Genomic DNA, 23,652 nt, shown 5'->3' on the forward strand with positions numbered 1-23,652 from the left:
TACTCAGGAGTTGGAGCCTCCGGCAAACCCGGCGCGGTTCACGCCGACCGATGAGGGCGTGCGGGTATTTCATGGTATCTACTTCAACTCTGATGAGCTTCAGGTTCTGCGGGATCGAATTAAGGGCAAAGTCAAAGTTTTCATTGATCCCGATAACCTGAATACGGCTTCCGTCGTTCTACCGGGGATCAAGGAGCCTGTCGAAGTCCAGCTTCAGATCACTGCATTCGCCGACATGACACTTCCCGAAGTTCTCAAGCTGATGGCGGAATTCCGGCGAGAAGACCCCAATACGAGTGAGATTCACGAAGATCGTATTATGCGGACAAGGCGAGACCGCTACGATCGGATCAAGGAAATTGGCCTGGAGCACAACCTTCCGCGAAGCTATTCTACCATGGCTGAATGCCGGGAAATGGCGAGGGCCGTCTTCTCTGGCGCGCGGCCGATAAGATCGCAGCCGTTGGCCGGAACTACCCGCCCGGGTGACATCACCGACATTCAACAAGGCGATGGGGTCTTTCACGTCGGCGGCGTTGACACTGCTTCAAGCGCTCCTGGCGAACCTGGTAACGCATCAAGTGAAGTGGGTCCATCATATCGCGAAACGTCGGGCATCCTATCGCCTGAAGGTGATCAATATGCTGTGGCAAAGCAGCCGAACGAGCCAGTGAAGCCGCGAAAGTCCAAAGACAAGTCGTCGGGTATGTTGGCTCGACCCAAGAATCTGAAAGGTCTGACCTGATGTCATTCATCAATACCAAAATCGTTGAAGCGTCTGCGCCTCTCAAAAGCGCCCATTTTCCGTTCAATCGGGGTGAGGATCTGTTCGAGGCTGTGTCGTGGTGCGTCACTGATTACTATACAAAGGCGTCGGCGGGGCAGCCTTTCGAAGCTCGGGGCGTGATGGTCATCGGGGAATCTCGACAGGGCAAGTCACGCGAGATCCAACGCCTCTTGGAAGAATTCAACGACGGGTCGGTGGTGATGCCTGATGGGCGGGAAGGGAAGATCATCCACTGCATTCTGTCTGGCAAAGTCACTTGGAAGGATCTTGGCCTGAAGGTCTTGGACCAACTTGGCTACCCGCTGAAAGGGCGCCGGACCCAGTCCGATATCTGGGATATGGTCATAAAGTATGCCAAGCTCCAAGGTGTAGTAGGCATCCATTTTGATGAATGCCAGCACGTGTTCTCGGAGGATGGCGCACGGACCAACCAGCAGATCCTCGATAGTTTCAAGACTTTGCTGAAGGAGTCTCGCTGGCCGCTAATGCTGATCCTTTCTGGTATACCGAGCCTCGCTGCGCATGTTGCGAAAGAAGAGCAGCTTGCCCGCCTGCTTCGCATCGTCCGGTTCCAGGAGATCGACCTGTCTCGGGCAGCCGACAAAGACGAAATGGTGCAGTTAACTTTCAGTTTTGCCGATAAGGCCGGACTGGATTTCACGCCACTTGCGACGGAAGACTTCCTTGCGCGCCTCGCTTTCTCCTGCTGCAATCGATGGGGGTTGGTGATTGAGATGCTTATCGAGGCGTTCACTCGGGCAAAGTTTCTGGGAGACGAGGTCTGCTCCAAGGACCATTTCTCTTACGCATACGCCCAGACCTACTCGACGCCGGCCGGCTACTCCCCGTTCACCATGCCCAACTATCACGATAGTTTCGACCAGGCGCAGCTCATGGAGGTGCTCAGACGAACCAAGTAGCTCCCAACAATTTTGTATGGAGAGGCCCGCCTTGTGCGGGCCTTTTTTTATCGCCGGACCATGCTGCGCAAGCTTTCAGTAAAAGTGCGCATGCTTATCCGAAGGCAAAACCGTAGTGAAAAAAATTTCGCTTGAAATCAATGCTATACAGATTTGGCGCGTTATCCGAATCACTTTGGTGCGCACTTATATGCCCCTTTGGCACCTAGCGGACCGCGCCTGCAGGCTCAGTGCGTCCAGGCACCGCGGCGCTTGGTGGCGAAATTCTCGCCATAGCCGCCGGGACGGATATTGGCGCGGCGAGATTTCGGCTTGGTCACCACCGCGTCGATGCCGTGCTCTTCGGCATAATCCCGGGCGTCCTGCTCGGTCGCGAACCGCAGCTTGACCTGCGATTGGGTGTCGCTGGAACTGGTCCAGCCCATCAGCGGATCGACCGATCGCGGCGCGTCGGGGGTGAATTCCAGCACCCATTCATGCGTCTTGGCGGTGCCCGATGACATGGCGGTGCGGGCGGGTCGATAGATGCGAGCAGTCATGGAACCTCCGGCATTGGGCGCGTGCCGTGTTATGGCGAAATGCGCGCCACGGCGCAAGGTTTCCAGAATTGGTCCGACGGCCCCGAAACGACGATGGCCGCCCCGAAAATGCGGGACGGCCATGCAAGTTGGGGTCCGACCAGCCCGAAGAGAGTGAGTGGGGAAATCTTGAGCCGGTCGGTTGGGGTCTTCTGCTTGCCCCTTCAATGAACGCGATCACATCGGAATGCGCAAGCATAAAATTCAACCTAAGGTTGCAATCCCCGGATCCGGCGACCGGTTTGCGGTTTCCCGCTCATCGAACCGGACCCCGCACGCGAGAATTTGCCTTGCCAGCGCTTGAGTTCACGGACCGAGACCTCAGATAAAGCCCTACCTGCCCAGATTCGCGGCAAATGTCCAAGGTCTTTGCAATGCCATATGCCCATTCCGACAAGCAAGCTCCCCTGATGACGGCGCCCGCCCCGCCGGTATCCGAGCGCACGAAACTGGAAGGCGGCATCGCATTTCGCCTGAAGTCGGACTTCAGCCCGGCGGGCGACCAGCCCACCGCCATCGCCGAACTCACCGCGGGCGTGCGTCAGGGCGAGCGGGACCAGGTGCTGCTGGGCGCGACAGGCACGGGCAAGACCTACACCATGGCGATGGTGATCGAAGAAACCCAGCGACCGGCCATCATCCTGGCCCCCAACAAGACACTGGCCGCGCAGCTTTACGGAGAGTTCAAGGGCTTCTTCCCCGACAACGCCGTGGAGTATTTCGTCAGCTACTACGACTACTACCAGCCCGAGGCCTATGTCGCGCGCTCGGACACCTTCATCGAGAAGGAAAGCCAGATCAACGAGCAGATCGACCGGATGCGCCACTCGGCCACCCGGGCCCTGCTCGAGCGTGACGACGTCATTATCGTGGCGTCGGTGTCGTGCATCTACGGCATCGGCTCGGTCGAGACCTACGGCGCCATGACCCAGGATCTGCATGTGGGCAAATCCTACGACCAGCGCGCGGTGATGGGCGACCTGGTGGCCCAGCAATACCGCCGCAACGACCAGGCATTCCAGCGCGGGTCGTTCCGGGTCCGGGGCGATTCGCTGGAAATCTTCCCCGCCCACTTGGAAGACCGCGCCTGGCGGCTCAGCTTTTTCGGCGAAGAGCTGGAAAGCATCACCGAATTCGATCCGCTGACCGGCGAGAAGACGGGCACGTTCGACCGCATCCGGGTCTATGCCAATTCGCATTACGTGACGCCGAAGCCCACGATGCAGCAGGCCGTCATCAACATCAAAAAGGAGCTGAAGCAGCGGCTCGACCAGCTTGTCGGCGAGGGCAAGCTGCTGGAAGCCCAGCGGCTGGAGCAGCGCACGAATTTCGATATCGAGATGCTGGAAGCCACCGGCGTGTGCAACGGGATCGAGAACTATTCGCGCTACCTGACGGGCCGCGCCCCGGGCGAGCCGCCCCCCACCCTGTTCGAATTCATCCCCGACAACGCGCTGGTCTTCGCCGACGAATCCCACGTCTCGGTCCCGCAGATCGGCGGCATGTACAAGGGTGACTACCGCCGCAAGTTCACCCTTGCCGAGCACGGCTTCCGCCTGCCGTCCTGCATGGACAACCGCCCCCTGAAATTCGAGGAATGGGACGCCATGCGGCCCCAATCCGTCTTCGTGTCGGCCACCCCGGCGGCGTGGGAGCTCGAGCAATCGGGCGGCGTCTTCACCGAGCAGGTGATCCGCCCCACCGGCCTGCTGGACCCGGTCGTGGAAATCCGCCCCGTCGAGACTCAGGTGGACGACCTGCTGGACGAGATCCGCAAGGTCACCCAGCAGGGGATGCGCACGCTCTGTACCACCCTGACAAAGCGGATGGCCGAGGATCTGACCGAATACCTGCACGAACAGGGCATCAAGGTGCGCTACATGCACTCGGACATCGACACGATCGAGCGGATCGAGATCCTGCGCGACCTGCGGCTGGGGGCCTTCGACGTGCTGATCGGCATCAACCTGCTGCGCGAGGGTCTGGATATTCCCGAATGCGGGCTGGTGACGATCCTGGACGCCGACAAGGAAGGGTTCCTGCGGTCCGAGACGTCGCTGATCCAGACCATCGGCCGCGCCGCGCGCAACGCCGAAGGCCGGGTCATCATGTATGCCGACCGCATCACCGGCAGCATGGAGCGCGCGCTGGCCGAAACCAACCGCCGCCGCGAAAAGCAGATCGCCTACAACCTGGAACACGGCATCACCCCCGAGACGGTGAAGAAGAACGTCGAGGATATCCTGGCCGGGCTTTACAAGGGCGACGTGGACATGGCCCGCGTGACCGCCAAGATCGACCCCGAGCGCGGCGGCTCGAACCTGCAGGCGGTGCTGGAAGGCCTACGAACTGACATGCGCAAGGCCGCCGAGAACCTGGAATTCGAGGAAGCCGCCCGCCTGCGCGACGAGGTCAAGCGGCTGGAAGCCGTGGACCTTGCCATCCACGACGACCCCATGGCAAGGCAATCCGCGGTCGAGGCGGCAAGCGATGCAGCCACGAAGGCATCCGGCCGAAGCACGGCCGGGCGTCCGGGCCAGCGGGGCGGGAATGTGAAGCGAAGGAAGAAGGGTGGCTGACTACCGAGAAGTTTCACAAGAGTATGCACAAGGCGCGATTAAGGCTGCTCTCTGGGCGAACGGTGGGATGGCTTTCGCAATCCTGAGCCAGCTTTCAAGCCTGTCGGAATTTATGGGACCAGAAACTGTGGCTACTGCCAGTTTAATTGGCTGTGTAGGCGTCCTGGCTGGCTTAATTACTTGGCTCTTGGCCTTCTTTTCAACGAGATACGTGGATCGAACCATACAAGGAGAAGAGGAAAGCTTCGAAGTGGCTAACCGATTTATGTTATGCGGCGTAGCAGCATTCGCGTGCTCTCTCTTATGCTTCATCATCGCTCCAATAGTCATCCTCTTCGGCATTTAAGGCTAAGTTCGGTCCGAACGCCTGCTGATCCATAAGCTTTGGATCTGCAAACAGCCCCCACCATCACCCCGAAGCGCGAGCTCCCGGAGCCGTCTTCGCCCATTTCATCCCTATAGTGCGCGTCAGCTCGGGCAGCTGGAACCGACCCGGGGCACCTGGGCGGCGCGGGTCTCAATCAGCACGGCCGTCTCGGAAATTAGTCTTACGCCAGTATTGACGCTGACGACCTTTGCGAGGCTCGATAGCCTCGTGCGTTCACGTCTGAGGCAAGAGGCGTGCCGTTCGCCTCGGAGCAACCTCGGTTTAAATGACGGTCGCAAGCTCAGATAACAAACGGGGTGCTGTCACCGATCGCCGAGTAGGCGGAATCGCTCGATGCCCGGCAGCGAGTTCCGCTCTACCTAATCACATGCACCGCACACGGCGCGTCGCGGATGATGCGGCCGGCGGTGGTGCCGAGCACCCAGTCGCGCATGGCGGGGCGGTGCGAGCGCAGGATGACCAGGTCGAAGTCGCCCTCTTTCTGGGTGTGCAGGATCGCTTGGGCCGGAACGCCGATCTCGACCACGAGCTCCACGTCCTTGTCATCGCCCAGCGCGGCGGCCAGCTTGTCGTGGGTGTCGGTGCGCGAGCCTTCGTAGATCTCTTGCGGCACCTGCACCTCGATATAGGCGGGCATGGCCTCGACCACCGACACCGCGGCGATCTGGCCGTCCGGGGCGCGCAAAGCGCGGGCGACCGGCAACATTTCGTCCAGCGTCTCGGCGTGATCGGGGGCGACGGCGATCAGGATGCGGTGGTACATGGCGGCTCCTCCTGCATCCGGTCTAGGGCGCGAGACGGATCCGCTTATTGATGTCGATCAAGCCCCCGTGCGCGCAACGAAAAAGGCGCCCCCGTTTCCGGGGACGCCCAAACTCGGCAAGACGGATCGCCTTACTGCGTGGCTTGGTCGTCGGTCTCGTCGGCTTCGGCGGCCGGCTCGACATCGACGGTCGGCACGGTCACGGTTTCCTCTTCCGTCGTCACTTCGACGTCGGGGACCGTCACGGTCTCTTCGGTGGTGCCGACATCGACCGATCCGGTATTCACCTCGGCCTCGGGCAGTTCGCCCTGTTCGACTTCCACGTTCACATCGGGCAGCGAGCCCTCATCCGTCACGTCGACATCGACGAAATAGAATCCCAGCAAAATAACGATGATGGCCACCAGCAAGGCGGCAATGACACCCTTGTTCATAATATGTCCCTTCATTCACAGACTCGTTTGCTAGACGTTCATCTCTGCGAAGGGTTCCTGCCCGGACCAAAGAAATGCGACCAATTGCAGCAGGACGGCGGATTTCAGCTGCGCCGGTCCCCGAAGAGCGCTCGCACCACCGCAAGAAGCAGGACCGCGCCCACCAAGGCCACGATGGCGATAACGAGCAGTCCACCCGCGGCCAGGACGCCCAGCCCCAGGGCCGCAAGCACGAAGGGCAGCGCCACCGCCCCCACGATGCCCGCGGCCAGGTAAAGCAGCTTGCGCCGCCCGGCGACCGCGCCCGCGATCAAGCCCGCGACCGCCCCTATGACGACCAGCAGGATCAACGCCGTCGCGCCGATGACGTCCAGTACCTGTTCCATGGCGGCTTCCTTTCGCGCTTCGCTCACAAGGATATGGGTCCTTGTGGGGTTCGCCGCAAAGGGAAGCCTTGCCGATCCGCGCCGCGCTCAGAACGGCTTGTCGCAGCGCACGGTCAGTTGCACCTTTCCCTTGACCGGCCTGCTCCAGCGCACCTTCACCCGATCGTTGTCGGCGCCGTCCAGCCCGCTGGTATTGGGCATGTCGAAGACAGCGTTGCCGCCCCCATCGGTGATCGCGCCCGTGGATTGCAGGGCTGCGATCGTCCGGGTCCAGCCATCGAAGGGCATCCAGGCGCCCGGCGCCAGCGTCCAGGTCTGGGCGGCGGTGGACTGGTTGAATTCCAGCGTCACCGGGTTGATCGTTTCCTGGCGGATGTTGTGGAAGCTGTTTGCGGTGAACTCGATCATCCGGTGCCGCGACGCATCAAGCGGCGCGATCGAATCGTCCACGGTCTCGACCCGGTCCACCTGCCCGTTGATCGAGCGGAACGTGTTTCCCGTGACGCTGAGGCCGTGAATGAAATGACCCGGCCCGAAGGGTTTCACCACGATCCAGCTGAACCAGTCGGCACTGTCGTTCACGGTGAAGATGTTGCCCGTCAACGTGAGCCCCCCGAACGAGAATTGTTCGCCCAGCGCCGGGAAGGCCTCGTGTTGGTTCGTCATCTCGACGAATGAATTGTCCAGGTAATTGCCGGTGATGATCGACTTCGGGTTGGTCTGGGTGAACACGACCCCCGCTACGCGCGGGGTGTTGGTGCCGTTGTCGCCCTGGAACCAGTGGTTGCCCACGATCAGATGGCCCGCACCGTCCAGCACCATCGTCGTGCCCAGACGCTGGAAGCGGTTGTCGCGGATCTTGCCGTCATTGGCGTTGATGTTGAAGCCGACGCTGGTGCGTTGGGTCGCCAGCGTGCCCTGCTCGTCGGACAGGAAATGGCAGCGGTCGATCTGCAGGTCCTGGCAGCCGCGCCCGTGGCTGGTGATGCCGCGATCCATGGGCTTGCCGAACGAGCAATCGCGGACGTGGAACGTCTCGCCCTCGGGCGCCAACAGGATACCGCTGGCCTTGCCGTCCATGTAAAGCTCGACATTGTCCAGCGTGAACTTGCTGAGCTTCGTGAAGCCGCTGAAATCGAGCACGTAGCGATAACGCTTGAACGTGTAGCTTTGCTGCGGGCCCGCCCCCCAGAGCGGTTGCGACAGCTCGATCGTGCCGGCGCCCACGTTCTTCGAGCGCACATAGACCTCGCGGCCCACGCCGTTGCCGATCACGTGGCTGCCCACCTCGATGTTGGCGACGTTCGTCACGCCGGTCAGCCGCGTCTGGTTCGCCGACGGATCGTACCCGGCCTGCGCGGTCACGGTGCGGGTGTTCCAGTTTGCACTGGTCTTCACGTTGAACTGGCCGTTGAGGATCGTGCGGCGGATTTCGAACACCGACTGCTCGCCCGCGTCGGCCATGTCTATGGGCCCGTAGGTTTCGATCCGGCGGCCGCACATGTCCAGGCTGTCGTGGTCGGCATTGGTCAGCAGCGCCTGGAAGGCCTTCTTGAACGCTTCCACCTCGTCGCCGAACGCGTCGATATAGGTGGCCAGGTCGAAATTCTTGCGCAGCACGAACTTGCGGTTGCGCGGCTGGGTGACGGTGCCTTCGAAGCGGATGCGGGTGTCGATGGTCACGTCCTGCGCCAGCCGGTAGGTGCCCGCGGGCACGATGATCTCGCGCCCTTCGGACGCGGCGTCGGCGGCCTCGAACGCGGCGCTGTCATCGGTCACGCCATCGCCCTTGGCGCCGAAATCCAGCACGTCGACGACCGGGATCAGGTCGGAAAGGTAGGCACCGGTGATGTCTTCGATGTCGATGTCGTCGATGCGCACAACGCCGCCCGACGGACCCGTCAGGTCCAAGCCGAAATAGCCGTAGGTCGGCGTGCCGCCCCAGACCATGTCCACCCCGCCGCGCGCGCCGGTTCCGACGATGGCCGATATCTCGACCACCTGGCCATAGGCCGTCAGCGCGGTCGACGGCCCGACCTCGGTGATGCCGCCCACGCCCACGTCGTTGCCCCTGCCCGCCCAGCCCGCGATGCGCACCGATGGCAGGTTGCCCGACACCGCCTTTACCCGCGCGCGGATGCGCAGGTAGCAGCCCGGCTCGATCGGGGTGCGCAGCATGTAGCGCAGCTTCTGGGTGGATTGCGTCTTCAGCAGCTCCAGCGCGCCGCCGAAATCCTGATCGGCGGGCACGAAGGCGGCGTTGGACGCGTTTTGATAGGTCGGCGATCCGGCGGTGCCATCACCGCTGGACCAGACATCGAGCCCCGCGCTGAAAGGCGTGGGTTGCAGCACCAGACCGTCGGTAATCGTCTTGTTCATCGCGTTCCTTTCCCACGAGGAACCCGACACACAGAAAGTCTGACCCGGCAGAACGCCCAAGGGTGGCCGGGATCTCGAATGTCATTGCCAAGGGGCCAGGCAGGCCCCGATCACTGGGAAAAGAATTAATGGGGCCGACTTAAGCCCGCGTCATCGCACCGTGCGCAGGAGTTACGCGCCCACCTGCGGCGCGCGCAGTAGCTGGACGCCGTTGATCTGCCACGCGCCGTCGACCTGGATCATCTCGTATTCCAGGACGTGCAGCGCCCCGTCCGCGTCCCGCATCATCACGCGCTGGCGGGTGACGGGGCCGACTTCGCGGGCGTTGAGGTATCGGACCTCGGCGGGGCGATAGACCATGGGATAGCCCTGCTCGACCATCATGCCGAAACGCTCCGGCGTGCCGAACATGCCCTTGATCATGGGCGAGGCGTAGCTGAAGGCGGTCTCGAAATCGTCGGCCTGGAAAGCGGTGATCTGGTCGGCGATCACCTGTTGGGCGTCGGTCTCCTGGGCCTGTGCTGCGGTGCACAGGGTCAAGGCGAGCAGTGTCGTGGCAAGGAACTTCATGGACTGACCTTTCGTAAGGTGAGCTTAAGTCACGAAAGATAGCCTGACCAAGTTTCAAATCCCTTGCTGCGCCGAAGTGCCTCAGCCTTGCGCCAACTGGCCCGCTAGCGCGCTTGAGATCAGCGCGCGCGTCTCGTCCACCCCGTAAAGCGCGATGAAGCCGCCGAATCGGGGGCCCTGGCTGGCGCCCAGCAGCACTTCGTAAAGCGCCTTGAACCAGTCGCGCAGCGGCTCGAACCCGTGCGCCTTGCCCACGGCGAACACCTCGGATTGAAGGGCTTCCGCGTCAAGCGGCCCGTCCCAGGCGGCCAGCCGCGCCTCGAGATCCTCCAAAGCCGCGCGTTCGCGGTCGTCGGGCATCCGGTACACTTTCTCGGGCTTCACGAAGTCGTTGTAATACCGCACGGCGAAAGTCGCCGCCGCGTCCAGGTCCGGATGCGTGTCCGGCGACGCTTCGGGCGCGTAGCGGCGGATGAAGCCCCACAGCGTCTGGGCATCCTCGGCGCCCGCCACGCTGGCCAGGTTCAGAAGCATGGCGAACGGCACGACCATGCGGCTTTCGGGCACGTCGGCGCCGTGGATGTGGAACACCGGGTTGGCCAGCTTCTGGCTCGCGTCCTGGTCCGGGTACGCCCGCAGCTGCTGGTGGTATTCGTCCACCGCCTTCGGGATCACGTCGAAATAGAGCCGCTTCGCCGTCTTGGGCTTTTGATACATGAAATACTGCAGCGATTCGGGCGCGGCATAGCGGAGCCATTCCTCCATGCTCAGCCCGTTGCCCTTCGACTTGCTGATCTTCTGACCGTGCTCGTCGTTGAACAATTCGTAGGTCAGCGTCTCGGGCGCGGGACGGCCCAAGGCGCGGCAGATCTTGCTGGCCTGCGTCACCGAATCGATGAGGTCCTTGCCCGACATCTCGTAATCCACGCCCAGCGCGTACCAGCGCATGGCCCAATCGGGCTTCCACTGGATCTTCACGTGGCCGCCGGTCACGGGGATCTCGACGCGCTCGCCGTCGGGTTCTTCATAGACGATGGTGCCCTTCGCCACGTTGCGCTCCAGCGTCGGGACCTGCAGGACGTGGCCTGTCTTGGGGCTGACGGGCAGGAAGGGCGAATAGGTCGCGCGCCGCTCTTCGCCCAGCGTGGGCAGCATGATCTCCATGACCTTGTCGTATCGCTCGAGCATCCGCAGAAGCGCGTCGTCGAAACGCCCGCTGGTGTAGTATTCGGTCGAGGACGCGAATTCGTATTCGAAGCCGAAACTGTCCAGGAACGCGTTCAGCCGTGCGTTGTTGTGGGCACCGAAGCTTTCGTGGGTTCCGAACGGATCGCGCACCTTCGACAGCGGCAGATGCAGATCCTCGGCCATCTGGTCCCGGTTCGGCACGTTGCCCGGCACCTTGCGCAAGCCGTCCATGTCGTCCGAAAAGCAGATCAGCTTGGTGGGAATGTCGGAGATCAGCTCAAATGCGCGGCGCACCATGGTCGTGCGCGCCACTTCGCCGAAGGTGCCGATATGGGGCAAGCCCGAGGGCCCGTAGCCCGTTTCGAACAGCACATGGCCCTTTTCTGGCGGCGCCTTGGCGAACCGCTTGACCAGGCGGCGCGCTTCCTCGAAGGGCCAGGCCTTCGACGTCATGGCAGTCTCTCGCAGGTCGGTCATGGGGTGCCCTTTCGGCTGGCGTGCTTCGGCGGCACTGCCTATTGCCGCAGCCCGTCCGCGTCAATAAATTGCAAAGGCGCGACAAGGATTTGCCGATGACCGAGATCACCCATTCCATGACCCCGCCCGATTGCCTGGTGGCGATGATGGTCGCCGTGTCCGCATCGGACGAAAATCTGCGCACCACCGAACTCGTCACCATCGAACGGATCGTCAATCACCTGCCCGTCTTCAAGGGCTACGACCAGGACCGCATCCGCACCATGTCACAGGTGGTGTTCGACCTCTTCGCAGAAGAAGACGGGTTGGACGCGCTGTTCGGGCTGATCCGCGAAAACCTGCCCGAGCGCCTGAACGAAACCGCCTACGCGCTGGCCTGCGACGTGGCCGCCGCCGATGGCGAGCTTCTGGACAACGAAATCCGGCTGCTCGAAGAAATGCGGTTCGAGCTCAACATCTCGCGCCTGTCGGCCGCCGCCATCGAGCGGGGCGCCCGCGCCCGGCACATGAGCTGAAAATACCCGCGCAACCATTCGGCACCTGCGACGTTATGTCCAAAATCGCAGCAAGAAAGTTTGCCCAATGGAATATGGAATTTTCGGCCTGATCGTCCTGATCGCGGACGTCTATGCCCTTTACAATGTCATCACCAGCGCGGCCTCCACCGGCTCGAAGATCATCTGGTGCCTTGTGATCCTGATCCTGCCGGTGCTGGGCTTCATCGCCTGGCTCATCGCGGGTCCGCGGGGCGGCAGCGCCCGCGTCTAGGCCTGCCCCGCATAGGCTTCGCCCCAGCGCGCCAGAAGCGCGCGCTGGAGGGTGCGCGCCTGGCCTGCCCAGGCACGGCCGCCTTCGGGCTTTTCGCGTTGGGCCATGGTCAGAGCGTCGCGCCGCGCAACGTCCGAACAGAAGATCGCGAAGGCCAGCTTGCGACCGTTCGCGGCGTCCAGGTATCCCGTCAGCGCATTCACGAAGTTCAGCGTCCCAGTCTTGGCCGCGACCTTGAAGGTGCCACGATCCCTCAGGTCGAAGGGCTTCATCAGGCTGCGCAGGTCGCCCGCCTTGTCGGCTTGCGCCATGGCGCGCACCATGTCCGACGCCGAGATGCGGCTGTCGTCGCCCAGGCCCGAATGATCCTCGAGCGTGACCTGCCGCAGGCCCAGGCTGTCCTTCAGCCACTGGTTCATCCGTTCGGCCGACCCGACCAGCGTTTCGGCCCCGCCCAGGGCTTCGGTGGCGCTCAGGCCCATGATCTCGGCGGTGATGTTGGTCGAATATTTCATCATGTCGCTCAGGATCGCGCGGCTGGTCGCGCTGTCGACCCTGGCGAGCTCGGTGCCCGCGTCGCTGTCGGCCCGCAGGATGTCACCGCCGATCTGGATCCCGTAGGACCGCGCCAGCGTCTGGAAGACCTCGCCCGCGTAAAGGCCGGGATGGCGCACGGGCAACCAGCGCGCCCCGCTTCCGCCCAGCGCGCCACGCGCCACGGTCCAATCGTCGCGGGCCGCTTGCCGCTGGTAGGTATAGATCGGCCCCTTGCGGTCCACGACCGCCATCCGCGCCATGGTCACGCCCGGCACCCGCGAGGCCGAGCGCGCGTCCATCGAGACCTGGTAATTCGCGCCCTGCCGCTTCCAGCCGAAATGCACCCGGTTGTAGTTCAGGTTCAGCCCGCCGATGGCCGGGTTGTAGCCCACGTGGTCGGGCTGCTCGGTGTCGATCTCGTGTAGGCTGGGCAGCGCGCCGGTCCAGATCTTCAGGTGCCCCGCGACCTCGCGCACGCCCGCCGCCTTCAGCTTCGAGGCCAATTCAGCCAGACCGTCGGTGTCGAGCGTGGGATCGCCGCCGCCCGCCAGCACCAAGTCGCCCTCGATGCGGGCGTTCTCGATCGGACCGGTCGCCAGCAACCGCGTGGTGAAACGGTGATCCGGGCCCACGACGCCCAGATGATAAAGCGACGTCAGCGCCTTGGCCGTGCTTGCGGGCGGCTGCGGGAACAGCGGCGCGCGGCTTTCCAGCACCGCGCCGCTTTGCGCATCGGCAACCACGAAGCTGACCCTGCCGCCCAGCTTCGCCCGCTCGATCAGGTTCTCGGCGCTCGGAAGCGCATTCTTCGAGAAGTCGGCCGCCCGCGGTGCCGGGCGAATCGAGCGCGCGGGCGCCTCGGCCAGCGCGCCGGTCGCGGCGGTGGCCAGCAGGCCTGTCATCATGTCGCGTCTGTTCAGTCGCAAGGCCGTTCTCGTCCCCCAGGTATCAATGCATGGCTTAGGTCAGTCACTTACGATCAATCAATCCCCAGATCATGGTAAAAATCAGTCAGATTGTTGCCAACTGCCGTTTTCACGCAATGCTGATGAGCTGTCATCGCGCATCGGCAGGTTCAGGAAGGTCCAAGCGGGCGGCGAAATGGATGCCAGCCCCTGTGCCTGCGACTTCGATCGACGGGCGAAGGCGTAGATCCGCGCGGCGGGCGACAGCCGGGCCGACAGCCGATCGCCGGGCCGCGCCAGCACACCCATGGGCACGCGGGCCACGATATCCTGCCAGTCGTCCCAGCAATGCAACTCGGCCAGGTTGTCGGCGCCCATCAGCCAGACGAAGCGCACGCCCGGATAGCGCGATTGTAGGGCGGCCAGCGTGTCGGCGGTATAGCGCGTGCCCAGCCGCCGCTCCAGGTCAGTCACGCGGACGCGGGGATGCTGCATCATCTCGCGGGCGCGGGCCAGTCGTTGGTCAAGCGGCGCGGGGCCATGCATTTTCAAAGGGTTGCCGGGCGTCACCAACCACCAGAGCTGGTGAAGGCCCAGGCGCTTCAATGCTTCGCGGGTGACGTGAACATGGCCGGGATGCGCGGGGTCGAACGATCCGCCCAGCAGGCCGATCGCCATGCCTGCCCGCGCCAGAGGCCACCCCGGTCCCCATCCCATGCCCGCTCCTTTCCCGGCTCAGGCCGCGAGGCCCAGCGCCGCGATCTCTTCGGCGATGATGTCGCCGATCAGCGCGCAATCGTCCAGCGAGAAGGTCAGCGGCAGGCGCATGTCGAACAGCGTCGACAGGATGCGGTCCGTCTGCGGTAGATCCTGCGCCTGCATGTAGCGCCACGAGGCGTGATTTGACGTGAAGCCGACCGGATCGGGCGCGCCGAACCATTTCAGCACGACGCCGCGCCCCTCGCATCCGGCGATCAAATCCCGGCAGAGCGCCGCATCGGCCCTGGGCAGCCGGAACTGGAAAGACGAGCCGACCCGCATCGCCTTGTCCAGCGGCCGCGGCAGCGCCACCCCCGCCACGCCATCCAGGCGCGCGCGTACCACCTCGTGCCGCTCGGACCACCGCGCGATATTGTCGTCCAGGTGGATCAGCTGGGCCCGCAGGATCGCCGCGCGCACCGCATCCATCCGCGCGCTGCAATTGGGCATCTCCAACCGCGCGCGCACGAAGGCATCCGGCTCGGGACCGGCGCCATGGTGGGCGTAATTCATGTAGCTGCCCGACAGAATCGTGGCGCGGGCCATCACCTCGGGGTCCGCGGTGGTCAGAAATCCGCCCTCGCCCGAATTCATGTGCTTATAGGTCTGGGTCGAAAAACACGCGGCATGGCCGAATTGACCCGAAAGACGTCCATCCCAACGCGCGCCCATGGTGTGGGCGCAATCCTCGATCACGATCAGGCCGTGGCGCGCGCAGATCGCCATCAGCTTGTCCATATCGCACAAATGCCCCCGCATATGGGACAGCAGAAGCCCGTCGCACTCGTGGTTTTCTGCCTTTCGCTCCAAGTCGCCCAGGTCGATGCACAACTCTTCGTCGCACTCGACCAGGACCGCCTGCGCACCAACGGCCGCGATTGCGCCGGGCACCGGGGCCAACGTGAAAGCGTTGCTCAGGACCCGGGCGCCCGGCCCAAGCCCAAGGGCCCGCAGCGCGATCTGCATGGCCTGCCCCCCCGACGTGACCGCCAGGCAATGCCGTGCGCCCTGCCAAGCGGCGTATTCGAACTCGAGCTCGGCCACCATGCCGCGCTCGTCCCCGGCCAGGTTATAGCGATGCAACCGGCCGGACCGCAGGATGTCGACCGCCGCGGCGATCCCCGCTTCGGGAATCGGCTCTTGCTGCGTGAACGACCCGCGGAAGATCCTGCCGGACCGCGTCTGCTGCATGGTCTTCATCTGCAACGAAATACCTCGATGGGGGTCGGAAAGCGCAAACCCCCCGACGTCTTTGCCAGTGATAGCGCCCATGCGGCAATTTTTCACCCTATTTCCGCGATCGTCTCATTGCAGCCTGCCCCGCGCCCGACTAGAACCCAAGGCCAAGTGCCGGGCCTTCCCGGCGCGCAGCTTATGGGAACCTTGAGGAGGCACGACATGGCTGACGCAGCCGTCCACGGCCACGACGGACACGACGAGCGGGGCTTCTTCACCCGCTGGTTCATGTCCACCAATCACAAAGACATCGGTATTCTGTACCTGTTCACGGCTGGTCTGACCGGCTTCATCTCGGTGGCCTTCACGGTCTACATGCGGATGGAGCTGATGAGCCCCGGCGTGCAGTACATGTGCATGGAAGGCGCGCGCCTGCTTCCCGCCGCCATCGAGAATTGCACACCCAACGGCCACTTGTGGAACGTGATGATCACGGCGCACGGCATCCTGATGATGTTCTTCGTCGTCATCCCGGCATTGTTCGGCGGCTTCGGCAACTACCTGATGCCGCTTCAGATCGGCGCGCCCGACATGGCGTTCCCGCGCCTCAATAACCTCAGCTACTGGCTGTTCGTCGCAGGCTCGACCCTGGCGATCTGCTCGGTCTTCGCGCCGGGCGGCAACGGCCAGCCTGGATCGGGCATCGGCTGGGTGCTCTATCCTCCGCTGTCGACCACCGAAGGTGGCTATTCCACCGACCTTGCGATCTTCGCCGTCCACGTCTCGGGCGCCTCGTCGATCCTGGGTGCGATCAACATGATCACGACCTTCCTGAACATGCGTGCCCCCGGCATGACCCTGTTCAAGGTGCCGCTTTTCTCGTGGTCGATCTTCGTGACCGCATGGCTGATCCTGCTGTCGCTGCCCGTTCTGGCCGGCGCCATCACGATGCTGCTGACCGACCGCAACTTCGGGACGACCTTCTTCGATCCCGCCGGTGGCGGCGATCCGGTCCTCTACCAGCACATCCTGTGGTTCTTCGGACACCCGGAAGTGTACATCGTGATCCTGCCGGGCTTCGGCATCATCAGCCACGTCATCAGCACCTTCAGCCGCAAGCCGATCTTCGGCTACCTGCCGATGGTCTGGGCGCTGATCGCCATCGGCGTGCTGGGCTTCGTCGTCTGGGCGCACCACATGTACACGGTGGGCATGTCGCTGACGCAGCAGTCCTACTTCATGCTGGCGACCATGGTGATCGCGGTGCCCACGGGCATCAAGATCTTCTCGTGGATCGCGACCATGTGGGGCGGCTCGGTGCAACTGAAGGCCCCGATGCTGTGGGCGTTCGGCTTCCTGGTGCTGTTCACCGCCGGTGGCGTCACCGGCATCGTGCTGAGCCAGGCCGCCGTGGACCGCGTCTATCACGACACCTACTACGTCGTGGCGCACTTCCACTATGTCATGAGCCTTGGGGCCGTGTTCGCCATCTTCGCGGGCATCTACTTCTACTTCCCCAAGTTCACCGGCAAGATGATCCCCGAATGGATCGGCCACACCCACTTCTGGGCGATGTTCATTGGCTCGAACCTGACCTTCTTCCCCCAGCACTTCCTGGGTCGTCAGGGCATGCCGCGCCGCTACATCGACTATCCCGAAGCGTTCTCGCTGTGGCATTCGGTGTCGTCCTGGGGCGCGTTCCTGAGCTTCGCGTCGTTCCTGTTCTTCATCGGTGCCGTTTTCTGGGTGCTGATCAAGGTGCCGCGCACCGTGGGTGCCAACCCGTGGAACGAGCATGCGGACACGCTGGAATGGACCCTGCCCAGCCCGCCGCCCGAGCACACGTTCGAAATCCTGCCCAAGCAGGAAGAATGGGACCGCCCGGCGGTGCACTGATCCCATGCCGATCGAGTGGATGAATTCCGAGACGGCCCCGGCATCGCCCGGGGCCTTTTCGTTCCAAGCCGGGGACGGCCCCCGCGCGCGCATCTCCCTGCGCCCGCACCGATCCCTGCCACGCAGCGGTTTCGCGGCCTTCATGCTGTTCACTTTCGCGATGATCCTGCTGCCGCTGCTAGGCGTGCTGGGCACGCCGGTGCTGTGGGGGCTGCTTCCCTTCCTGATGCTGGCGATCTGGGGGCTCTATGCCGCGATCCAGCGCAGCTATCGCGATGGCGAGACGCGCGAGGAACTGGCGCTCTGGTCCGACCACCTAGAGCTCGTGCGCTCGGATGCCGGTCGACCCACCCGCAGGTGGGAGGCGAACCCCTTCTGGGTCAAGCTGAACCTGATTAAGAAATCCGGCCCCGTGCCCTACTACTTGACCCTGTCCGGCGCGGGCCGCGAGGTCGAGCTGGGCGCCTTTCTCAGCGCCGAGGAGCGGCAGGAGCTCTACGACGACCTGACGCGACTTCTGGGGCGGAACGTCTAGCGTTCGCGTGGGGCGGAATGAAGTAAATCGAGGGATTCGATAGCCAATGAACGACTTCGATCGATTGAATCCGTTAACCATGGATCGCGCACGAGGTTTCCTGAGTTTGGCCAAGCGCAGTGACGGGTCAGTAAGCGAAGGTATCCCGGCAGTAATACTTGCCGCATTTGCGTGCGAAATTTCGCTAAAGGGCCTCGGAGCGGGAGAAGGGCACGACTTGTTGAACCTCTTCCACGATCTTTCAGACGCCCGTCAGCATTGGCTTTGTGACCGTTACGCCCAAGAGGTCAAGGGCAACCTAGAAGCCGACCTGGAGAAGTGTAGAAATCTCTTTGTCGATTTGCGATACATCCACGAAAAGAACAGTTTTTCTGGCGATACTGGAATTTGCTACACGTTGGCGAATTTCCTGATTGCCGCCGGACACGTGGCAATCGAAGCACGCGCCGATCGGCAATTCATCTCACTCGAATGGACGTCTCGCTAACTCAGGCGCTTCTTCACCATCGGGCCCACAAGGCCGAAATCCATCTGGCCGGTATACTTGCCCTTCAGAACGCCGATCACCTTGCCCATGTCGCGGATCGACGTGGCCTCGGTCTCGGCGATGGCGTCGTCTATGGCCGTCTCGACCTCCGCGTCGCTCAGCTTGCGGGGCAGGAATTCCTCGATCACCTCGATCTCGGCGCGTTCGGCGTCGGCCAGTTCAAGCCGCCCGCCTTCTTCGTAGGCGCGCACGCTTTCCTGGCGTTGTTTCACCATGCGTCCCAGGATCTGCATCAGCTCGGCATCGCTGGCCGCACCCGGGCTGTCGTCGCTGCCGCGCGCCGCGATATCGCGGTCCTTGAAGGCGGCGTTGATCAGGCGCAGCGTGCTCAGCCGATCGGTCTGCTTTTCCTTCATCGCCGTTTTCAAGGCGGCGTTGATGCGGTCGCGAATATCCATCGTGTCACCTTGTGCTTGGGACCAGATCCGAGGCGCAAGGAGTATCCTAGTCCAGCCTGCGCCACAACCAAGCCCGGCCGCCGCGATCGCGCCTTGACCGCTCGCGCCCGCCTCCATAGAACACCGAAGATTTGCGCCCTGCCCCCTGCCAATCAGGAGTGTCCGATGCCCCGTCCCAAGCCCACCGCCTGTCTTGCGCTCGCCGATGGCACCATCTTTCAAGGCGTCGGGTTCGGAGCAACCGGCGACACTACGGCCGAGCTGTGCTTCAACACCGCCATGACCGGCTACCAGGAGATCATGACCGACCCGTCCTACGCCGGCCAGATCGTGACCTTCACCTTCCCCCATATCGGCAATACCGGCACCACGCCCGAAGATGACGAGGCGCGCGAGCCCTTCGCCGCCGGCATGGTCGTGAAGTGGGATCCGACCCAGCCCAGCAACTGGCGCGCGACGGGGACGCTGCAGGACTGGCTGCGCAAGAACGGGCGGATCGGCATCGGCGGCGTCGATACCCGCCGCCTGACCCGCGCCATTCGCCAGCAGGGTGCGCCGCACGTGGCGCTGGCCCATGATCCCGATGGCAATTTCGATATCGGGGCGCTGGTCGCGCGGGCCCGCGCGTTCAAGGGGCTCGAGGGGCTGGATCTTGCGAAGGACGTGACCTGCGCGCAATCCTACCGCTGGGACGAAATGCGGTGGGCCTGGCCCGACGGCTATCCCACGCGCGAGGGCAAGGGGCACAAGGTCGTCGCCATCGACTACGGCGCGAAACGCAACATCCTGCGCTGCCTGGCCTCGGCGGGCTGCGATGTGACAGTCCTGCCCGCCTCGGCCACGGCCGAGGACGTGCTGGCGCAGAACCCCGATGGTCTGTTCCTGTCCAACGGCCCCGGCGATCCGGCGGCCACGGGGGTCTATGCCGTGCCGATGATCCAGCAAGTTCTGGAAAAAAGCGACATGCCCGTCTTCGGCATCTGCCTGGGCCACCAGCTTCTGGCGCTGGCGCTGGGGGCGCGCACCGTGAAGATGAACCACGGCCACCACGGCGCGAACCACCCGGTGAAGGACCATGAGACCGGCAAGGTCGAGATCACGTCGATGAACCACGGCTTCACCGTCGACAGCCAGACCCTGCCCGCGGGGGTGGTCGAGACGCACACGTCGCTCTTCGACGGGTCCAATTGCGGGATCAGGATGGCCGACCGCCCCGTCTGGTCGGTCCAGCACCACCCCGAGGCCAGCCCGGGCCCGCAGGACAGCTATTACCTGTTCGAGCGATTCTCGAAAGCCATGGCCGCGCGCAGCTGAATTCTTAACACATCGTTAACCAATTTTCGGCACTGTATCCTGGGGGATTTCTTCGGGAAACAGGCTTCGGGTGCTGCATAAATCCATCTTTTCGTCGGTGCGGACCCTGCCTTCGGGCGGGATTGATCCGCGCGGGCGGAAGCTCGGCGCCATCCTGGTCGATGCCGGTCAACTCACCGACGAGCGTTTGGACTGGGCCATTAGGCGCCAACGGCGGCACCTGTGCAAAATTGGCGACATCCTTCTCAGGCATGGGCTGGTCAGCGAGCATGTGCTCTATTCCGCCCTCGCCCGCCAATATGATGCACTCTTCCTGCAAGCCGCCGATGCGATCGCTGCACCCGACCTGATCGACCGGATCGGGGTGGATCTCTGCGTGACGCACGGCATCCTTCCGCTTCGCAGGGCGGGGGGCCTGTGCCTTGTGGCGACCTGCGAGCCGCAGGCCTTCGAAGGTCTGCGCACCCTGCTCGAGCCGCTTCTGGGTCCCGTTGCGATGGTCGTGATGCCCCGCTCTGACCTGCGCGCCAAGCTTCAGGCCATGCGCCGCCATCGGCTGGTCGGTCAGGCCGAATGCCGTGTACCGCTGGCGACGTCCTGCCGGACTTTCGGAACGGGCCGGGGCGGTGCGGTGGCGCTGGCTCTGTTGGCCCTGGTCGCCGCCTTCGCTTGGGCAGCACCGGTGACCATTTTCGCCATTGCGGCAGCTCTGGCATGCGCCCTTACGGTCACCAACACCGCCCTTCTGCTTTACGCGATGCACGTGCCGCGATCCCGTTCCGTCGAGGCGAACGCGACAGACACGCTTTCCATGGCGCGGCTGCCGCGCGTGTCGGTGCTGGTGCCGCTCTATCGCGAGCGCGAGATCGCCGACGCGCTGGTCGAGCGCTTGTCGCGGCTGAACTACCCGCGCGAATTGCTCGAAATCTGCCTGGTGGTCGAGGATGACGACGTGATCACCCGTGACGCGCTGGATCGGTCCGACCTGCCGCTCTGGATGAACCAGATCGCCGTGCCCTATGGCACCCTGCGCACCAAGCCTCGGGCGATGAACTACGCGCTGGGCTTCTGTTCGGGCGACATCATCGGGATCTACGACGCCGAAGACGCGCCGCCCGCCGACCAGATCCTGCGGGTCGTCCACCAATTCGCGCGCTCCCATCAGGACGTCGGGTGCCTGCAGGGGCGGCTGAACTTCTACAACCCGCGCGCGTCCTGGTTGACGCGCTGTTTCAGCATCGATTACGCCGCCTGGTTCTTCCTGATCCTGCCCGCGATGCACCGGCTGGGCTGGCCCATTCCGCTTGGCGGCACCACCGTGTTCTTCCGCCGCGCCGCGCTGGAAGACGTGGGCGGCTGGGACGCGCATAACGTGACCGAGGACGCCGATCTGGGCATCCGGCTGGCGCGGCGCGGCTATCGAACCGACCTGCTGCCCAGCCTGACGCTGGAAGAGGCGACGATCCACCCCCGCGCCTGGGTTCACCAACGCTCGCGGTGGCAGAAGGGCTACGCGATCACCTACCTGGTGCACATGCGCCGCCCCTTCCAGCTGCTGCGTGAGTTGGGGCTATGGCGCTTCGCCGGGGTGCAGATCCTGTTTCTCGGATCGCTGGGCAGCACCGTGCTGGCGCCGGTCCTGTGGTCCTTTTGGCTGCTTTGCTTCGGGCTGCCGCACCCGTTATCGGGCGTTCTGGGTATCGCCCCTTCGATCATCCTGATGGCGATCCTGTTTTCGTCGGCGCTGGTCGGCGCGGCCGCGCAGGCCCAAGCCTTGATGCGGTTGCGCCGTCCCGGGCTGATCCCCGCATTGCCGCTGATGCATCTCTATTACCCGCTGGCCACGGTGGCGCTGATGAAGGCGCTTTGGGAACTGATCCGTCGCCCGTTCTTCTGGGACAAGACCCAGCACGGCGTGTCGCAGCCTGATGTGCCGATCACAGAGCTGGATCCCGCCCCGAATCGTGCTTGAGGCGCGTCTCGAACGCCTTCGAGATATGCGCCCTCAGCGCCTCGTAGGCCGCGTCGCCGTCCCCTGCCCCAATGGCGCTCACGATGCTTTCATGCTCGGCCAGCGCGTCTTCGCCGCGGCCTTCGACGGCCAGCGACGTGGTCGCCAGAAGCGCCATCGAGCGATGCACGAGGTCCAGCTGCTGCACCAGGTAGCGGTTGTGCGACGCCAGGTGGACCTGCTTGTGGAAGCGTCGGTTGGCACGGCTCAACGCGGCCGGGTCGTTCAGCAGCGCCCGGTCTTCCTCGACCATCTGGCGCAACACCCGCACTTCTTCCTCGCTGGCGTGCTTGGCGGCCAGCCGCGCGGCCAGCCCCTCGAGCTCGGCGCGGACCGCGTAAAGCTCGGCCAGCTGGTTGTGATCCAGCGACGCCACGATCAGGCTGCGCCCGTCCCGCGTCAGCAGCGACTGGGTTTCAAGCCGCTGAAGCGCCTCTCGGATGGGTGTGCGCGACACGCCGAACCGCTCGGCCAGCTCGTTTTCGACCAGCCGATCGCCCGGCTGGTAGGTCCCGTTGTCGATTGCATCGAGGATCAGCCCATAGGCATCCTGCGGCGCCGGTTTCATGTCACATCCCCCCGTCCGTTTCACCCCGCCATAAACCACAGCGAAACACGCTTTGGTATAGGATTGCGCACGCGGTGTGCCCGCGATAGGCCGTTTCCATGTTGGACTTCGCGCATATCCGGACCTGGATCTTCGATCTGGACAACACCTTGTATCCGCCAGAGGCGAACCTGTTCGCACAGATCGAAACCCGGATGACCGACTGGGTCATGCGCGTGACGGGCGTGGACCGGGCCCGCGCCGATCACTTGCGCAGCGATTACTGGGCGCGCTACGGAACTACGCTGGCAGGATTGATGGCCGAGCATGACGTGGATCCCGCGCCCTATCTGCACGACGTCCACGACATCGATTTCGGTCATCTCGAGCGGGATGAAACGCTGGCCTCCCGCATCCACGCGCTGCCCGGCCGCCGCATCGTCTTTACCAATGGCTCGGCCCCCTACGCGCGCAACGTGCTGGCCGCGCGCGGCCTCGGGGCCGCGTTCGATGCCGTTTACGGCGTCGAACACGCGGATTTTCGCCCCAAGCCCGAGCGCGCCGCCTTCGATGCCGTGCTGGCCCGCGACGGGACCGATCCGACCAGCGCAGCCATGTTCGAGGACATGGCCCGCAACCTGATCGCGCCGCACGAGATGGGGATGCGCACCGTTCACGTGGCCCCGGCGGCCGAGCCCGCGCCGCATATCCACCACCACACCGCCGATCTGTCGGACTTTCTGTCGCGGCTGGGGAACTAGCCCCACGAGCGGCCGGTTTCCTGATCCACACCAGCGGGGAACGAAAGCC

General features: G+C 63.8%; 24 protein-coding genes. 12 read left to right on the forward strand and 12 right to left on the reverse strand.

All coding sequences use genetic code 11. The features are described 5' to 3' along the window. Positions 1–745: hypothetical protein (locus ILP92_RS05215; protein WP_438361545.1), on the forward strand; the 745-nt coding region annotated here is incomplete at its 5' end. Continuing rightward, on the forward strand, positions 745–1,707 hold the full coding sequence (locus tag ILP92_RS05220) for an ATP-binding protein (protein WP_198915321.1): 963 nt from the start codon (positions 745–747) through the stop codon (positions 1,705–1,707). The genes ILP92_RS05215 and ILP92_RS05220, both read left to right, overlap by 1 nt. A 227-nt stretch (positions 1,708–1,934) precedes the next feature. Here the strand turns inward: ILP92_RS05220 and ILP92_RS05225 are convergent, their stop codons facing one another. Beyond that, a complete protein-coding gene (locus tag ILP92_RS05225; protein WP_198915322.1) occupies positions 1,935–2,246 on the reverse strand; it encodes an ETC complex I subunit in 312 nt (103 codons plus the stop codon). Positions 2,247–2,659: 413 nt separating this feature from the next. Here ILP92_RS05225 and uvrB point away from each other — a divergent pair, with 413 nt between their 5' ends. Then, a complete protein-coding gene (uvrB, locus tag ILP92_RS05230; protein ID WP_198915323.1) occupies positions 2,660–4,864 on the forward strand; it encodes an excinuclease ABC subunit UvrB in 2,205 nt (734 codons plus the stop codon). Continuing rightward, positions 4,857–5,210 (forward strand): hypothetical protein, encoded by a 354-nt coding sequence (locus ILP92_RS05235; RefSeq protein WP_198915324.1) that lies wholly within the window; start codon positions 4,857–4,859, stop codon positions 5,208–5,210. Before uvrB ends, ILP92_RS05235 begins: the two co-directional genes overlap by 8 nt. A 397-nt stretch (positions 5,211–5,607) precedes the next feature. Here ILP92_RS05235 and ILP92_RS05240 read toward each other — a convergent pair whose 3' ends face one another. From ILP92_RS05240 to ILP92_RS05265, 6 genes are all read right to left on the reverse strand, one after another. Next, positions 5,608–6,015: a universal stress protein gene (locus ILP92_RS05240; RefSeq protein ID WP_198915325.1), complete on the reverse strand. Its 408-nt coding sequence runs from the start codon at positions 6,013–6,015 to the stop codon at positions 5,608–5,610. A gap of 131 nt (positions 6,016–6,146) precedes the next feature. Beyond that, positions 6,147–6,464 carry a hypothetical protein gene (locus tag ILP92_RS05245; protein WP_235971128.1) on the reverse strand — a complete coding sequence of 106 codons (318 nt, stop codon included), beginning with the start codon at positions 6,462–6,464 and terminating at the stop codon, positions 6,147–6,149. 89 nt (positions 6,465–6,553) lie between these two features. Next, entirely contained in the window at positions 6,554–6,835 is a 282-nt protein-coding gene (locus tag ILP92_RS05250) for a GlsB/YeaQ/YmgE family stress response membrane protein (protein WP_198915326.1), read from the reverse strand. An 87-nt stretch (positions 6,836–6,922) separates the two neighbouring features. Next, the gene (locus ILP92_RS05255) at positions 6,923–9,214 is read right to left on the reverse strand and encodes a glycosyl hydrolase family 28-related protein (protein ID WP_198915327.1); all 2,292 of its coding nucleotides are present in this window, start codon (positions 9,212–9,214) and stop codon (positions 6,923–6,925) included. A gap of 171 nt (positions 9,215–9,385) precedes the next feature. After that, a complete protein-coding gene (locus tag ILP92_RS05260; RefSeq protein WP_198915328.1) occupies positions 9,386–9,784 on the reverse strand; it encodes a DUF4864 domain-containing protein in 399 nt (132 codons plus the stop codon). Between the two features lie 81 nt (positions 9,785–9,865). Continuing rightward, on the reverse strand, positions 9,866–11,449 hold the full coding sequence (locus tag ILP92_RS05265; protein ID WP_198915329.1) for a lysine--tRNA ligase: 1,584 nt from the start codon (positions 11,447–11,449) through the stop codon (positions 9,866–9,868). 95 nt (positions 11,450–11,544) lie between these two features. On the opposite strand from ILP92_RS05265, the gene ILP92_RS05270 reads away from it, so the two are divergent. Together ILP92_RS05270 and ILP92_RS05275 are read left to right on the forward strand one after the other, a co-directional pair. After that, entirely contained in the window at positions 11,545–11,964 is a 420-nt protein-coding gene (locus ILP92_RS05270) for a tellurite resistance TerB family protein (protein ID WP_198915330.1), read from the forward strand. Positions 11,965–12,031: 67 nt separating this feature from the next. Beyond that, positions 12,032–12,217: a PLDc N-terminal domain-containing protein gene (locus tag ILP92_RS05275; protein WP_198915331.1), complete on the forward strand. Its 186-nt coding sequence runs from the start codon at positions 12,032–12,034 to the stop codon at positions 12,215–12,217. Here the strand turns inward: ILP92_RS05275 and dacB are convergent. The 3 genes from dacB to ILP92_RS05290 form a co-directional block, all read right to left on the reverse strand. Next, complete coding sequence (dacB, locus tag ILP92_RS05280) at positions 12,214–13,659, reverse strand: D-alanyl-D-alanine carboxypeptidase/D-alanyl-D-alanine endopeptidase (protein WP_198915332.1); 1,446 nt, start codon at positions 13,657–13,659, stop codon at positions 12,214–12,216. The genes ILP92_RS05275 and dacB overlap by 4 nt on opposite strands. A gap of 102 nt (positions 13,660–13,761) precedes the next feature. Further along, on the reverse strand, positions 13,762–14,376 hold the full coding sequence (locus ILP92_RS05285) for a nicotinate-nucleotide adenylyltransferase (protein ID WP_198915333.1): 615 nt from the start codon (positions 14,374–14,376) through the stop codon (positions 13,762–13,764). A gap of 18 nt (positions 14,377–14,394) precedes the next feature. After that, on the reverse strand, positions 14,395–15,618 hold the full coding sequence (locus ILP92_RS05290) for a DegT/DnrJ/EryC1/StrS family aminotransferase (RefSeq protein ID WP_368667843.1): 1,224 nt from the start codon (positions 15,616–15,618) through the stop codon (positions 14,395–14,397). Between the two features lie 198 nt (positions 15,619–15,816). Between ILP92_RS05290 and ctaD the strand changes: the two genes are divergently transcribed. From ctaD to ILP92_RS05305, 3 genes are read left to right on the forward strand one after another with little or no spacing between them, the layout of a single operon-like run. Continuing rightward, positions 15,817–17,490, forward strand: coding sequence for a cytochrome c oxidase subunit I (gene ctaD / locus ILP92_RS05295; protein WP_198915334.1), 1,674 nt, complete (start codon positions 15,817–15,819; stop codon positions 17,488–17,490). 4 nt (positions 17,491–17,494) lie between these two features. Beyond that, positions 17,495–18,025, forward strand: coding sequence for a DUF2244 domain-containing protein (locus ILP92_RS05300; protein WP_198915335.1), 531 nt, complete (start codon positions 17,495–17,497; stop codon positions 18,023–18,025). Positions 18,026–18,071: 46 nt separating this feature from the next. Next, on the forward strand, positions 18,072–18,512 hold the full coding sequence (locus ILP92_RS05305; protein ID WP_198915336.1) for a hypothetical protein: 441 nt from the start codon (positions 18,072–18,074) through the stop codon (positions 18,510–18,512). Here ILP92_RS05305 and ILP92_RS05310 read toward each other — a convergent pair. Next, positions 18,509–18,970, reverse strand: coding sequence for a GatB/YqeY domain-containing protein (locus ILP92_RS05310; RefSeq protein ID WP_198915337.1), 462 nt, complete (start codon positions 18,968–18,970; stop codon positions 18,509–18,511). The two genes, ILP92_RS05305 and ILP92_RS05310, sit on opposite strands and share 4 nt — an antisense overlap. A gap of 165 nt (positions 18,971–19,135) precedes the next feature. On the opposite strand from ILP92_RS05310, the gene carA reads away from it, so the two are divergent. Next, positions 19,136–20,284, forward strand: a complete 1,149-nt coding sequence (gene carA / locus ILP92_RS05315) for a glutamine-hydrolyzing carbamoyl-phosphate synthase small subunit (RefSeq protein ID WP_198915338.1) — start codon at positions 19,136–19,138, stop codon at positions 20,282–20,284. A gap of 70 nt (positions 20,285–20,354) precedes the next feature. Next, positions 20,355–22,256 (forward strand): glycosyltransferase, encoded by a 1,902-nt coding sequence (locus ILP92_RS05320; RefSeq protein ID WP_198915339.1) that lies wholly within the window; start codon positions 20,355–20,357, stop codon positions 22,254–22,256. Here the strand turns inward: ILP92_RS05320 and ILP92_RS05325 are convergent. Then, positions 22,222–22,863 (reverse strand): GntR family transcriptional regulator, encoded by a 642-nt coding sequence (locus ILP92_RS05325; protein WP_198915340.1) that lies wholly within the window; start codon positions 22,861–22,863, stop codon positions 22,222–22,224. The genes ILP92_RS05320 and ILP92_RS05325 overlap by 35 nt on opposite strands. A 98-nt stretch (positions 22,864–22,961) precedes the next feature. On the opposite strand from ILP92_RS05325, the gene ILP92_RS05330 reads away from it, so the two are divergent. Then, positions 22,962–23,603, forward strand: coding sequence for a pyrimidine 5'-nucleotidase (locus ILP92_RS05330; protein WP_198915341.1), 642 nt, complete (start codon positions 22,962–22,964; stop codon positions 23,601–23,603). Positions 23,604–23,652 lie beyond the last annotated feature (49 nt).

Origin of the sequence: Palleronia pontilimi (assembly GCF_016412875.1) — a bacterium.
Classification (GTDB): Bacteria; Pseudomonadota; Alphaproteobacteria; order Rhodobacterales; family Rhodobacteraceae; genus Palleronia; species Palleronia pontilimi.

Bases quoted from the DNA above. Each gene is read 5' to 3' on its own strand.
- ILP92_RS05220 (WP_198915321.1), top strand. From the start codon at position 745: ATGTCATTCATCAATACCAAAATCGTTGAAGCGTCTGCGCCTCTCAAA.
- ILP92_RS05225 (WP_198915322.1), bottom strand. From the start codon at position 2,246: ATGACTGCTCGCATCTATCGACCCGCCCGCACCGCCATGTCATCGGGC.
- uvrB (WP_198915323.1), top strand. From the start codon at position 2,660: ATGCCATATGCCCATTCCGACAAGCAAGCTCCCCTGATGACGGCGCCC.
- ILP92_RS05240 (WP_198915325.1), bottom strand. From the start codon at position 6,015: ATGTACCACCGCATCCTGATCGCCGTCGCCCCCGATCACGCCGAGACG.
- ILP92_RS05245 (WP_235971128.1), bottom strand. From the start codon at position 6,464: ATGAAGGGACATATTATGAACAAGGGTGTCATTGCCGCCTTGCTGGTG.
- ILP92_RS05250 (WP_198915326.1), bottom strand. From the start codon at position 6,835: ATGGAACAGGTACTGGACGTCATCGGCGCGACGGCGTTGATCCTGCTG.
- ILP92_RS05255 (WP_198915327.1), bottom strand. From the start codon at position 9,214: ATGAACAAGACGATTACCGACGGTCTGGTGCTGCAACCCACGCCTTTC.
- ILP92_RS05260 (WP_198915328.1), bottom strand. From the start codon at position 9,784: ATGAAGTTCCTTGCCACGACACTGCTCGCCTTGACCCTGTGCACCGCA.
- ILP92_RS05265 (WP_198915329.1), bottom strand. From the start codon at position 11,449: ATGACCGACCTGCGAGAGACTGCCATGACGTCGAAGGCCTGGCCCTTC.
- ILP92_RS05270 (WP_198915330.1), top strand. From the start codon at position 11,545: ATGACCGAGATCACCCATTCCATGACCCCGCCCGATTGCCTGGTGGCG.
- ILP92_RS05275 (WP_198915331.1), top strand. From the start codon at position 12,032: ATGGAATATGGAATTTTCGGCCTGATCGTCCTGATCGCGGACGTCTAT.
- dacB (WP_198915332.1), bottom strand. From the start codon at position 13,659: ATGATGACAGGCCTGCTGGCCACCGCCGCGACCGGCGCGCTGGCCGAG.
- ILP92_RS05285 (WP_198915333.1), bottom strand. From the start codon at position 14,376: ATGGGATGGGGACCGGGGTGGCCTCTGGCGCGGGCAGGCATGGCGATC.
- ILP92_RS05290 (WP_368667843.1), bottom strand. From the start codon at position 15,618: ATGAAGACCATGCAGCAGACGCGGTCCGGCAGGATCTTCCGCGGGTCG.
- ctaD (WP_198915334.1), top strand. From the start codon at position 15,817: ATGGCTGACGCAGCCGTCCACGGCCACGACGGACACGACGAGCGGGGC.
- ILP92_RS05300 (WP_198915335.1), top strand. From the start codon at position 17,495: ATGCCGATCGAGTGGATGAATTCCGAGACGGCCCCGGCATCGCCCGGG.
- ILP92_RS05305 (WP_198915336.1), top strand. From the start codon at position 18,072: ATGAACGACTTCGATCGATTGAATCCGTTAACCATGGATCGCGCACGA.
- ILP92_RS05310 (WP_198915337.1), bottom strand. From the start codon at position 18,970: ATGGATATTCGCGACCGCATCAACGCCGCCTTGAAAACGGCGATGAAG.
- carA (WP_198915338.1), top strand. From the start codon at position 19,136: ATGCCCCGTCCCAAGCCCACCGCCTGTCTTGCGCTCGCCGATGGCACC.
- ILP92_RS05325 (WP_198915340.1), bottom strand. From the start codon at position 22,863: ATGAAACCGGCGCCGCAGGATGCCTATGGGCTGATCCTCGATGCAATC.
- ILP92_RS05330 (WP_198915341.1), top strand. From the start codon at position 22,962: ATGTTGGACTTCGCGCATATCCGGACCTGGATCTTCGATCTGGACAAC.